Here is a 12,005-nt window from a genome sequence, read left to right as displayed (position 1 = left end):
TTTGACAAATTCGCCCGCCAAAGGACCTGCATGTCGGATCAGACCTCCGCCCCCCGCCGCCGCTCGCGCTTCGGCCTTTATGCCGTCCCGGTCGCGGTCCTGATCGCCGCGGTGCTGTGGAGTGCCTTCTGGTTCTTCGCCGCCTCGCAGGTCGGCGTGCAGGCCGATGCCTGGCGCGCGCAGGAGGCGAAGGCCGGCCGGGTCTATGATTGCGGGGACCGTTCGGTGGCGGGCTACCCGTTCCGGTTCGAGGTCCGCTGCACCGATCCGAGCGTGATGCTGGTCTCGCAGACCGCCGCGCCGCAGATGGCGTTCGTGGCGCGGCTCGCCGAGATCCTGGTCGTGGCGCAGGTCTACGATCCCAAGCTCGTGATCGCGGAGTTCAAGGGACCGGCCACGATCGCCGAGCGCGGCGCGCAGCCGACGCTGTCGGTGAGCTGGAGCAAGGCACGCAGCAGCGTGGTCGGCCTGCCGGCGCCGCCGCAGCGCGCCTCGCTGGTGTTCGACGATCTCGCCATCGACCGCACCGGCGGCGCGGCGCCGGTGCCGCTGGCGCGGGTCAATCACATCGAGCTGCACGGCAGGCAGGTCGACGGCTCGGCGCCGGACAGTCCGGCGATCGAGGCCGTGCTGCAGATTGCCGGCGGCACCTTGCAGGAGGTGCATCCGCTGCTCGCCCAGCCGTTCAACGCCGACATCCATGCGCGGCTCAATGGCCTGAAGGATTTCTCGCCGAAACCCTGGCCGGATCGCTTCCGCGAGATCCAGGCCGCCGGCGGCAGCGTCGAGATCCAGCAGTCGCGGATCGAGCAGGGCGATGTGCTGTCGGTCGCGGCCGGCATGCTGCGCCTCAACGCGCAAGGGCGCATCGAGGGCGAATTGCAGATGACGGTCGCCGGCCTCGAGCGCGTCATCCCCGCGCTCGGCATCGACAAGATGCTGGAGGAGGGCGTGCCGCAGGCAACGCTTGATCGCGTCGCGCCCGGCGTGAAGAGCCAGGACCTCAGCAATCTCTTCGGCGCGCTGGATCGCGCCATCCCCGGCCTCGGCAAGGTGATCAAGCAGAACGCCAATGCCGGCATTTCCGCCGGCATCAATTCGCTCGGCACCGAGGCTATCCTCGAAGGCAAGAAGGCGCGCAGCTTCCCGCTGCGCTTCGCCGACGGCGCGGTGTTCTTGGGGCCGCTGAAAGTCGCGCAGATTCCGCCGCTGTTCTGAGCGGATGGACGCTGCGGAAACATCCGTCATTGCGAGGAGCGATAGCGACGAAGCAATCCATGGCTCCGCATATGCCGCGCGATGGATTGCTTCGCTTCGCTCGCAATGAGCATACCGGTAAGGCCACTCACTATCTCCTCGCGCGCTATCGTCGATTACCGCGATCTATTCCCGCCGCCGCGATGAGAAAAACGTGACCGGAATAATACGCCCCGGCGCGAATATCACTCCCCGAGTACCGCTCTCTTTCGCCTGAGGAAACAACCTCGTGTGGAGGAGAAGCGATGCGAATTCTCGGGGGAATTCTGCTCGGCAGCATGCTGCTGTCGGCAGGCTCGGCGTTGGCGGAGGACGATGCGTCCGAGCTGCGTGCGCTGAAGGCACGGCTCAAGCAGCTCGAGCAGAAAATGGAGACGCAGGCGCGCAAGGAGGAGGCGCTGGCCGCAAGACAGAACGCAATTCAGAACGCGCAGATGACGGCGAAGGCGCCGGTGCCGTTCGATCCCTGCGCATCGGGCAAGCTCTGCTACAAGGGCGTCACCTTCACCTTCGGCGGCTGGGTCGATCTCACCGGCATCTATCGCAGCCGCAACCTCGCCTCCGATTCGGGCTCGGTCTACAACTTCATCCCGTTCCCGCAGAGCAAGAACTACAACACCGGCGAGTCGCGCTTCACCGCGCGCCAGACCCGCTTCTCGGTGCTCGCCGAAGCCAACGCCACGGAGAACATCCACGTCGCCGGCTATGGCGAGCTCGATTTCGAGGGCGCGGCGCAGACCGCCAATTCGGTCGCGACCAATTCGTTCAATCCGCGGCTGCGGCAGGCCAGCATCGAGATCGACCGCAGCGATCTCGGCCTGCATGTCCTCGCCGGCCAATCATGGTCGCTGAACACGCCGAGCAAGGCCGGCATCGATCCGCGAGGCGCCGATACGCCGGGCGTGATCGATTTCGAGCTGGTGCCGGGCTTTCTCGGCGCGCGCCAACCCGGCGTCCGGGTCTGGCAGGATATCGGGCCGGAGTTCAAGCTCGCGGTCTCGGCGGAGAATCCGCAGACATCCTTTTTCGGCGGCAACAACCCGCTGGTCGGCACGCCGGCGGTTGGCCCGCAGGGCGTGCTCAATCCGAATCTGCTGGTCAATCTCACCGGTCCGGGCGGCAGCTTCTTCAACAGCCTGAACAATGTCAGCCTCAACCACGTTCCGGATTTCACCGTGAAGGGCGCGTGGGATCCGCGGCTCGGGCCCTACAAGCTGCATGTCGAGGCGTGGGCGCTCTACCGCGACTTCTATGATCGCTTCAACTTCGCCAATCACGACGTCAACACGGTCAGCTTCGGCGGCCACCTCTCGGCCGAGATCGTGCCGAAGCTGCTCGAGGTGCAGGCCTCCGCCTCCTACGGTGCGCTGGGCCGCTTCACCGCAACGCCATTCCCGGATGCAACCGTGCGCCAGGACGGCTCGATCCAGCCGCTGCCGATCACGGCTTTCCTGGTCGGCTCGGTCTGGCACACGACGCCGTCGCTCGATCTCTACGCCTATGCCGGGCTCGAAAAGACCAAGGCGACCTTCTCCAATGTCGGCACGGTGCCGTTCGGCTACGGCAATCCGCTCTACAACAACCTCGGCTGCAACATCGAGAACTCGCCGGCCGCGACCTGCAACGGCAACACTTCGGAGGTGAGGCAGTACACCGCGGGCTTCTACGACACGATCTTCAAGGGCTCCTACGGCACCATCAAGGCCGGCGCGCAATATTCCTACACCCAGCGCTTCGCCTTCCAGGGTGTCGGCGGCGCGCCGAAGACCGACGACCACATCGTCATGACCCAGATCCGCTACTACCCGTTCTAGGGCGTGACGATGTCATTTCGAGCCGAGCTACGAACTCTGGTTACCTCGCCCCGCGCGCGGGGAGAGGTCGGCGCGCATCGTTAGATGCGCCCCGGGTGAGGGGAGCCTCCGCAAACGTTGCTATCACCATCCATGCGGAGACGGCCCCTCACCCCAACCCTCCAAGAGCACGCTTCGCTTGTCTCGACCCCGTAAGAACGGGGAGAGGGAGTGCACCACCGGCAAAGGAACACCGCACATGAGGATCGTGACCAGACCGAAGCAGAGGGCCGTGATCGCGCGCGAACTGATGATGGTCAGCCGCGCCGCGCATGTGCTGCAGCGAACTGGCCTCGCGATGGCCGGTGCCATGGCCGGCACCTTCGTCGCCGCCCAGCTCGCCAAGGGCCATGTCGCTGTCTTCGGCACGCTCGGCTTCATCGCGACGACGATCGTGATCGGTGCAGTCGGCTTCTATCTCGGCATCGATGTTCCCAAGCCGGTGATGCGCGGCACGGGTCGCATCGATGCCGTCGAGCTGATGAGCGCGGGCGGCGTCTTCCTTGCCGCGCTGGCTGCGCTGGTGTCGGTCTACGGCATCATCTTCGACGAGATTCCGCCGCGCGCCTGGGAGTTCGTGATCGGCTCCTGGTGGTTCGGCGGCGGCGTCATGCTGGCAACCGCCGGCCTCGTCGGCCGTCAGCGGCCGGCGCAGAAGGCCGCCGCGCTGTCGACGGGGCCGATCCGGGATCAACGGCTGCGGCGGTGAGCACGGTCGCAGACCTGCGGCCCCGCTGCGCCAATCTGTCCCGTAGCTGCGATCGGCCGATGCGATACCCTCACCAAAAAATCGGGGAGGGACTTCATGCCAGCGAAATTCAGCCGCCGTCACGTCATCGCTGCCGGAACCGCGGCCGCTGCGATGCCCTTCCTGCCGCGCGGCGCCTCGGCGCAAGCCGCCTGGCCCTCGCGGCAAATCCGCATGATCTGCAGCTACCCCGCCGGCGGGCAGACCGATCTCCTGGCACGCGCCTTCGGCGAATTCATCGCAAGGCAAGTCGGGCAAACCGTCGTCATCGAGAACAAGGCGGGCGCCTCGGGCTCGATCGGCGCCGCCGAGGTGGCGCGCGCCGCGCCTGACGGTCACACCATCCTGTGCTCGATCTCGACCACTTACGTGATGAACCGCGCGATGATGAAGAACCCCGGCTACGACATGGACAAGGATCTGACGCTGGTCAGCGTGATCCCGGGCGCCGGGCTGCTGCTGGTCGCGAGCCCGAAATTGGGCGTCAAGACACTGGCGGAATTCGTCGCCTATGCGCGCAGCAGCGGCAAGGTGAATTTCGGCACCTATAGCGCGGGCTCCGCGCCGCACATGACGATCAACGAGCTCAACAAGCAGTATGGCCTCACCATCGAGCCGATCCACTATCGCGGCGAGGCACCGATGTGGACCGGGCTTGCGGAAGGCACGCTCGATGTCGCGATGGGCAGCTACACCGCCGCGCAAACCGTCCTGCAAAGCGGTCGCGGCGTCGTCTTCGGGGTGCATTCGAAGAAGGTCGACGCGATCCCCGAGATCAGGACGCTGCCCGAGCAGGGCACGACGTCGAAGTTCTTCACCGTGAGCGGCTTCTCGGGCTGGGCGCTGCCGAAGGCGACGCCGCAGCCGATCGTCGATCGGCTGTCGGAGATTTGCGTCGCCGCCAATAGCGATCCGAAGGTCAAGGAGGTGCTTGCGACCTTCGTGCTGGAGCCCGCGATCGGCTTCAAGGACAGCAATGCGCTGTATCAGCGCGAATTGCCGGTCTGGATGGAGGCCGCGCAGTCACTCGGCCTGCCGCCGGCTTGAAGCGATCCGGAACTGAAGGATGGCTGCATCGACGGTCACCATTCGTCGTAGAACCACTCCCTCGGGATACGAGGCCGCGCTCTTGCGTATGGCGGGATAGACGTCCGCTCGGGCTTGCGCGCGGCCGGCGCCGGCTGCGTCGGAGCCGGTGACGCCTTCGGCTCGGAAACCTTCGCGAGCGCTCGTTTCATTTCTTCCTGGCTCGCCTTGAGTTCCTCAATGGCTTTGGAGCTCTCGCGGGCCATCTGTTGCTGGTTCGCCTTTAGTTGCTCGATATTTCGCTCAACATTTGCGAGGTCGCGTGCGATCGTTTGCAGCAGCTGCGTCTGATCGGGAAGGGCTGTGTTGGCCGTCGGCGCGGCGTCCTGCGGTGGTGCGGTCTGAGGCAACGGCGTCGCTTGGGGCGGAGCGGCGTCTGCCGCGGCGACCTGAACGGCAGGTGGAGCGGGCTGCGCCGGAGGCTGCGGATCATCCGGCGGCAATGCTGGAGTTGAAACGAGCTGCGGCGCCCAACGGGCGACAAGCAGCTTGGCTTCCCCGCCATATGACGACTGCAAAGCCAGGGCAGCGACCACGATACATGCTGCCACCGACAAGGCGGTGAGGGCGCGGAATACCGGTCTTCCGGGCCGCGATTGCGAGGCAAGTCCGGAAGAAGCAGGGCTGGGCCCGGAAGAAACGGGGTTGGGTCCGACCGAGGGCGGGTTTGGCTTTGCCGACGGGTGGGACGCGGCATCGCGCTCCATTCTTGCGAGCTGTTCACTCAAGCGCGTGAGTTCTTCATCGGCGCGCGCAATCTGCTTTTGGGCTTCCGCGAGTCGTTCGTCGGCGCGCGCGCTCGGGCTATCGTTCGATCCAACTGGGTTCGGAGTGGGCGTGGAGTTCATTGACGTTTCCCTTTCCGTCCAATGTCACCCAAGAGTGCCGACTCGGCTATCCGTCAGGGGCGATCAGCCTCCAGCACTCCCTTCAGTCTTGTCTAAAGAATGGCCGGATGATAGCGCGCCCGAGGTCTCGTGATAATGGGGCGGGATATTGGCCCGGGCTAGCCGAAGATCGGGTCCGCTCGGGTCAAAAGCCGACATCATTCCGCGCCGCTTGGGGCAATGCAAACGGCCCTGGCCAGCGTAGTCTCAGGCGTCCCGCTGGACCAACTCGAAGGTGATGCCCTCTGGGCCCTCGAACAGCCGGAGCTTCCGGCTGATGTAGTCCATCTCCTCGCTCAGCATGGTGACACCGTTGGCCACCAGGTGCGCGGTGGCCGCCTCGATGTCGTCGACGCGGAAGGCGAGGTGATTGAAGCCCAGCTTTCGCAGATTGGTCGGGTGCACCCCCGGATCGGTCCCCGGGAGCGGGTCGAACTGAAGCAGCTGGATTTCGAAATCCGCTCCTTCGAGTGCGAGGGTGATGTGCTGCGCTCTCATGGCCGGCATGCCCATGTACCGGGCGGGAACGCCGCCGTCGATGGTCGCGACGTGAGTCTTCTTGAAGCCGAGCAGTGCGAAGAATTCGATCGCCGGGCCGGCATCTGCCACTGCGATAGTCACATGATCCGGACTGAGTATCATCTGATCGCTCCCTGTCATCAGCGACGCGCCGGCTTTCCTGCTGGAGGCTATCAGCTCGCTCCGTCCGCCGGTAGGTGGGTCGGCCCTGCGGCGACACAATCCGACGGGCAACTCCAATTGTAGGATGGGTAGAGCGAAGCGAAACCCATCGATTTAAGCCCGCGGCGCCAATGATGGGTTTCGCTGCATCGTTGCGCGAAGCTGAAACGACGAGTCCCGTCAACCACACCCGCCGCGGAGTATGGGTCCCGGCTTTCGCCGGGACGACGAATGGAAAGAGTCGCCCCGGCTACTTCTCCAAATTCGCATGCGGCCGGCCGAAGTCGGGTGCGGCGGAGTCCTGGCCGGTCTCGACGATGCCGCGGCGGATGGCGCGGGTGCGGGTGAAGTGGTCGAACAGCGCTTCGCCGTCGCCGCGCCGGATCGCGCGGGTCAGCTTCGACAGATCCTCGTTGAAGGTGCCGAGCATCTCGAGCACGGCGTCCTTGTTGGCGAGGAATACGTCGCGCCACATCGTCGGGTCCGAGGCCGCGATGCGGGTGAAGTCGCGGAAGCCGCCGGCGGAGAATTTGATGACCTCGGATTCCGTCACCTGCGCCAGCTCGTCGGCGGTGCCGACGATGGTGTAGGCGATCAGATGCGGCAAATGGCTGGTAATCGCGAGCACGAGGTCATGATGGTCGGGCGTCATGATCTCGACCTTGGCGCCGAGCGCGGCCCAGAACGTGCGCAGCCGGTCGGTCGCCGCGGGATCGGTGCCTTCGGGCGGGGTGAGGATGCACCAGCGGTTGATGAACAACTCGGCGAAGCCGGAATCCGGCCCCGAATGCTCGGTGCCGGCCACCGGATGCGCCGGGACGAAGTGGACGCCGTCAGGCAGATGCGGCGCCATGTCCTTGACGACGGCGCCCTTCACCGAGCCGACGTCGGAGATGATCGCGCCGGGCTTCAGATGCGGCGCGATCTCAGCGGCGACCGGGCCGCAGGCGCCGACCGGGATGCAGAGGATGACGAGGTCGGCGTCCTTCACCGCCTCGATGTTGGTCTCGACGACGCGATCGACGATGCCGAGTTCGGCGACGCGCGCACGCGTCTTCTCCGAGCGCGCGGTGGTCACGATCTCGCCGACCAGCCCTTGCGCGCGCGCGCCGCGCGCGATCGAGCCGCCGATCAGGCCGAAGCCGATCAGCGCGATGCGTTGGAAGAGCGGGGCGGTGGTCACGATGTCACTTTCCGGCCAGGAAGTCGCGCAGCCCCTCGACCACGAGGCGGTTGGCCTCCTCGGTGCCAATGGTCATGCGCAGCGCATGCGGCAGCTTGTAATTGTTGAGTGCGCGCAGCACGAGGCCGCGCCGTGTGAGATAGGCGTCGGCTTCCGCCGCGGTCTTGCCCTTGTCGGTCGGGAAATGGATCAGCACGAAATTGGCGACGCTCGGCGTCACCTTCAGCCCGAGCTTGCCGATCTCCTCGGTCAGCCAGTTGCGCCATTGTTCGGTGTGGGTTCGCGACATCTGCACATGCGCCGAGTCCTCGATCGCCGCCACCGCCGCCAGCATCGCCGGCGTCGTGACGTTGAACGGACCGCGGATACGGTTGCAGGCATCGACGATATGCGCCGGCCCGAACATCCAGCCGATCCGCAGCGCCGCAAGGCCGTGGATCTTCGAGAAGGTGTGCGTCACCACCGTGTTGTCCGTGGTCGCGACCAGCTCGATGCCGAGCTCGTAGTCGTTGCGCGAGACGTAGTCGGCATAGGCGGCGTCGAGCACCAGCAGCACATGCGACGGCAGCGCGGCGCGCAGCCGTTTGACCTCGTCGAACGGGATGTAGGTGCCGGTCGGATTGTTCGGGTTGGCGAGCCAGACCAGTTTCGTGCGCGGCGTCACCACCTTGAGTATGGCGTCGACGTCGGCCGTGAAATTGGTCTCGGCCGCGATCACGTTCCTGGCGCCGTTCGCCATGGTGGCGATCGGGTAAACCAGGAAGCCGTGGGTGGTCGAGATCGCCTCGTCGCCGGGCGCGAGATAGGTGTGCGCCAGCAGGTTGAGGATTTCGTCGGAGCCGGCGCCGCAGATGATGCGGTCGGGATCGAGCCCGTAGGCGCGGCCGATCGCCTCGCGCAGCACGCGCGAGGTGCCTTCCGGATAGTCCTCGAGATGGTCAGCCGCCGCCTTGTAGGCCGCGATCGCCTTCGGAGACGGCCCGAACGGCGTCTCGTTGGCGGACAGCTTGAACACTTTGCGGCCCGGTTCCGGCACCGGGCTCTTGCCGGGCGTGTAGGGCGCAATATCGAGGATGCCGGGGTTCGGCACGGGGCGGGACATCATCAACTCCGAACAGAGCGTTTTCGAGCGAAGTGGATACCGGTTCGCGTGAAGAAAACGCGTCAAAACAAAAGCCTGGACGGGCGGCTGGCTCTTACTTCAGGTCCTGGCCGATCCGTTAGAGGGCACCGTATAGCGCGTTGCGTGGCTGCCGACGAGGGCCGACGAGCGGACCGAGGCGCCGGCCTTGATCAGGGCGAGCTTGATGGCCTCGAAACCCTTGTTCTTAAGGTCTTGTCCGGTGACCGAGACCAGGAGCGCCGCGCCGTCGAAAGCGGTGTCGGGGACCGCGACGATCTCGGCGAGCGGCGCAAGCGCCCGGGCGACATCGGCGTTCCAGCCGGAGACGCGCACGCTCCAGGTCTGCACTTCGGTGACCATGGCGTCGTCGGCGACCCGCGAGATCACGAACACCGGCAGCGCGGCGGGATGGTCGGCGCGTTCGAGGAACGGCAGCCGCGCGATGATCTTCGGCGCGCCACTGGCCTCGAGCGCATTCCACCACGGCGTACGGCTTGCGATCGCGGAGACCAGCGCGAGGTCGCCCTTCGACTTCGCCACCGCCTCGACCGCGGCCTGTGCGCTGAAATGCGACACGTAAGGCACCACGAAGCCGAAGTGAAACCGCGCCGAGTCGCGCATGGCCGACTCGCCGACCGAAACGTCGGCATGCACCGCGAACGGCGCCTGCACATAGGTGAAGGTCGAGATGATGACGCGCCAGATGCTCTCGATGGTGTCGAGCGGCAGGATGCCGCGATGACGCCGCACCAGCTCGCGCATCATGCTGGCCTCGCGTGCCGGGCGGAATGCCGAGCCGACCTCCTGGGTCTTCTTGACCTGGATCAGGCGGTCGATGATGTCGCCGCGCGCCATCAACAGGCGGTGTACCTGCTCGTCGATCGCATCGATCTCCTTGCGCAGATCCTGCAGCGAGGGCGGCGACGGGGGTGGGTTGGACATGCTCTCAAACCTTGTCGTCGGGGCGGCCCGGTGCCGCGTCGGACAGGGTCCCTGATTAGGAAAGACGGGCAGCGAAAGCAAAGAGAAACGTCGCAGGCGTGCCTTGCGCATTCGGTTAACCAATTGGCCGTGGGCAGGGCTGTCTTGACGGCGGGGGGCGTGGGGACTACGTTCCCTGCGTCCCGTGGTCATTTGAGCCGGCCGGCTTGCAGCCACGTTAAACAACTCGCTAAACAGGCCGGGGACCTTATCAGCTCCCGGCCGAACCTTTGTTCAGGCCGGGTTTTTTATTGGCCTGAGGTCCGTCGAGCCCTCCCGCGCGGAGGCAGGGTCGCCTAGATGAGCAACGTGCGTCCGATACCGAGCCCACAAACCCCGAGCGATGATCGCGCCCATGAGGCCGACCATCCGTCGTCATTGGTGGCGAAGTTCGGGATGGACCAGCCGCTCAAGCTCGATTGCGGCGTCGATCTCGCACCATTCCAGATCGCCTACCAGACCTATGGCGAGCTCAATGCCGACCGCTCCAACGCGATCCTGGTCTGCCACGCGCTGACCGGCGATCAGCATGTCAACAACATCCATCCCGTCACTGGCAAGCCCGGCTGGTGGGAGACCATGGTCGGCATCGGCCGGCCGATCGATCCCGACAAGTACTTCATCATCTGCTCCAATGTGATCGGCGGCTGCATGGGCTCGACCGGCCCTGCGTCGTTGAACCCCGCGACCGGCAAGGTGTGGGGACTCGATTTCCCGATCATCACCATTCCCGACATGGTGCGTGCGCAGGCGATGCTGATCGATCGTCTCGGCATCACGACGCTGTTCTGCGTGGTCGGCGGCTCGATGGGCGGCATGCAGGTCCTGCAATGGACCACGGCCTATCCGGAGCGCGTGTTCTCGACGCTCGCGATCGCCTGCTCGACGCGCCACTCGGCGCAGAACATCGCGTTCCACGAGCTCGGCCGCCAGGCCGTGATGGCCGATCCGGACTGGCGCGGCGGCCGCTATGTCGACGAGGACACCCATCCGCATCGCGGGCTCGCCGTGGCGCGGATGGCCGCGCACATCACCTATCTCTCGGACGCCGCGCTGCATCGCAAGTTCGGACGGCGGATGCAGGACCGCGAGCTGCCGACCTTCTCGTTCGATGCGGATTTTCAGGTCGAGAGCTATCTGCGCTACCAGGGCTCGTCCTTTGTCGAGCGCTTCGACGCCAACTCCTATCTCTATCTGACCCGCGCGATGGACTATTTCGACATCGCCGCCGACCACAACGGCGTGCTGGCGAAGGCGTTCACCGGCATCCAGACCCGGTTCTGCGTGGTGTCGTTCACCAGCGACTGGCTGTTTCCGACCTCGGAATCGCGCGCGCTGGTGCATGCGCTGAACGCGTCGAGCGCGCGGGTGTCGTTCGCCGAGATCGAGACCGACAAGGGGCACGACGCCTTCCTGCTCGACGTGCCCGAATTCCTCGAGATCTCCCGTGCCTTCCTGCTGGCCGCAGCCAAGGCGCGCGGACTGAAGGACGGCGGCCGGTCATGAGCATGCAGCAGACATTGCCCTTGCCGGGTATCGCGCCGGAGCGGACCGGCGGCTATCGCACCGATCATCTGTTGGTCGCCGACATGGTGCGGCCGGGCTCGCGCGTGCTCGATGTCGGCTGCGGCGACGGCGAATTGCTGCAACTGCTGGAAAGCCGCGGCATCGACGGCCGCGGCATCGAGCTGTCGCGCGAGGGTGTCAATGGCTGCGTCGCCAAGGGGCTCGCGGTGGTGCAGGGCGATGCCGACACCGACCTCGTCAATTATCCGGATGATGCGTTCGACTACGTGATCCTATCGCAGACCTTGCAGGCGACGCGGCAGCCCAAGGTGGTGCTGGAAAATCTGCTGCGGATCGGCCAGCGCGCCATCGTCTCGTTTCCAAATTTCGGGTTCTGGAAGATGCGGCTGCAGCTGTTGATCGGGGGCCACATGCCGCGCACCGAGAATTTGCCGGCGAGCTGGTACGACACCTCGAACATTCATTTCTGCACCATCAAGGATTTCGTGCAGCTCTGCGAGGAGATCAACGTCAAGATGGAGCGCGCGGTGGCGCTCGATCTCTACGGCCGTCCGGTGCCGCTCAACCTGCCGTGGTGGGTGTGGAACATGTTCGGCGAGCAGGGTGTGTTCCTGCTCAGCAGGGGTGGGCAGGGGAAGTGACGTCATGGCGTCATTCCGGGGCACGCGAAGCGTGAACC

At 65.6% G+C, this 12,005-nt stretch carries 11 protein-coding genes and 1 riboswitch; of the genes, 6 read left to right on the top strand and 5 right to left on the bottom strand.

From position 1 onward, the window contains the following. Window positions 1-30: 30 nt before the first annotated feature. The 4 genes from ACVMIH_RS23010 (at window position 31) to ACVMIH_RS22995 (ending at window position 4,905) form a co-directional block, all read left to right on the top strand. The gene (locus tag ACVMIH_RS23010) at window positions 31-1,218 is read left to right on the top strand and encodes a DUF2125 domain-containing protein (protein ID WP_057017871.1); all 1,188 of its coding nucleotides are present in this window, start codon (window positions 31-33) and stop codon (window positions 1,216-1,218) included. Window positions 1,219-1,502: 284 nt separating this feature from the next. Then, on the top strand, window positions 1,503-3,071 hold the full coding sequence (locus ACVMIH_RS23005; RefSeq protein ID WP_225160494.1) for a hypothetical protein: 1,569 nt from the start codon (window positions 1,503-1,505) through the stop codon (window positions 3,069-3,071). A gap of 238 nt (window positions 3,072-3,309) precedes the next feature. After that, a complete protein-coding gene (locus tag ACVMIH_RS23000) occupies window positions 3,310-3,819 on the top strand; it encodes a hypothetical protein (protein ID WP_253625366.1) in 510 nt (169 codons plus the stop codon). Between the two features lie 96 nt (window positions 3,820-3,915). Next, complete coding sequence (locus tag ACVMIH_RS22995) at window positions 3,916-4,905, top strand: Bug family tripartite tricarboxylate transporter substrate binding protein (protein WP_057017869.1); 990 nt, start codon at window positions 3,916-3,918, stop codon at window positions 4,903-4,905. A 35-nt stretch (window positions 4,906-4,940) separates the two neighbouring features. On the opposite strand, the gene ACVMIH_RS22990 is transcribed toward ACVMIH_RS22995, so the two are convergent. The 5 genes from ACVMIH_RS22990 to ACVMIH_RS22970 all read right to left on the bottom strand — a co-directional run bounded on the left by ACVMIH_RS22990 (window position 4,941) and on the right by ACVMIH_RS22970 (window position 9,760). Then, a complete protein-coding gene (locus ACVMIH_RS22990) occupies window positions 4,941-5,792 on the bottom strand; it encodes a hypothetical protein (protein WP_141340956.1) in 852 nt (283 codons plus the stop codon). A 246-nt stretch (window positions 5,793-6,038) separates the two neighbouring features. Further along, window positions 6,039-6,473 carry a VOC family protein gene (locus tag ACVMIH_RS22985; protein ID WP_057017867.1) on the bottom strand — a complete coding sequence of 145 codons (435 nt, stop codon included), beginning with the start codon at window positions 6,471-6,473 and terminating at the stop codon, window positions 6,039-6,041. Between the two features lie 289 nt (window positions 6,474-6,762). After that, on the bottom strand, window positions 6,763-7,695 hold the full coding sequence (locus ACVMIH_RS22980) for a prephenate/arogenate dehydrogenase family protein (RefSeq protein ID WP_057017866.1): 933 nt from the start codon (window positions 7,693-7,695) through the stop codon (window positions 6,763-6,765). A 4-nt stretch (window positions 7,696-7,699) separates the two neighbouring features. Beyond that, entirely contained in the window at window positions 7,700-8,797 is a 1,098-nt protein-coding gene (hisC, locus tag ACVMIH_RS22975) for a histidinol-phosphate transaminase (protein ID WP_168859392.1), read from the bottom strand. A gap of 99 nt (window positions 8,798-8,896) precedes the next feature. Then, window positions 8,897-9,760, bottom strand: coding sequence for a chorismate mutase (locus tag ACVMIH_RS22970; RefSeq protein ID WP_253606686.1), 864 nt, complete (start codon window positions 9,758-9,760; stop codon window positions 8,897-8,899). Window positions 9,761-9,934: 174 nt separating this feature from the next. Beyond that, window positions 9,935-10,014, top strand: a riboswitch (SAM riboswitch). A gap of 85 nt (window positions 10,015-10,099) precedes the next feature. On the opposite strand from ACVMIH_RS22970, the gene metX reads away from it, so the two are divergent. Beyond that, window positions 10,100-11,305, top strand: a complete 1,206-nt coding sequence (metX, locus tag ACVMIH_RS22965) for a homoserine O-acetyltransferase MetX (RefSeq protein WP_456855188.1) — start codon at window positions 10,100-10,102, stop codon at window positions 11,303-11,305. Further along, window positions 11,302-11,967 (top strand): methionine biosynthesis protein MetW, encoded by a 666-nt coding sequence (gene metW, locus ACVMIH_RS22960; RefSeq protein ID WP_057017864.1) that lies wholly within the window; start codon window positions 11,302-11,304, stop codon window positions 11,965-11,967. Before metX ends, metW begins: the two co-directional genes overlap by 4 nt. The last annotated feature ends 38 nt before the right edge of the window (window positions 11,968-12,005 follow it).

This window comes from Bradyrhizobium sp. USDA 4503, from assembly GCF_054055815.1.
The sequence above is the reverse complement of the archived record's forward strand: the minus strand, read 5'-3'. Positions and strand labels throughout refer to the sequence as shown.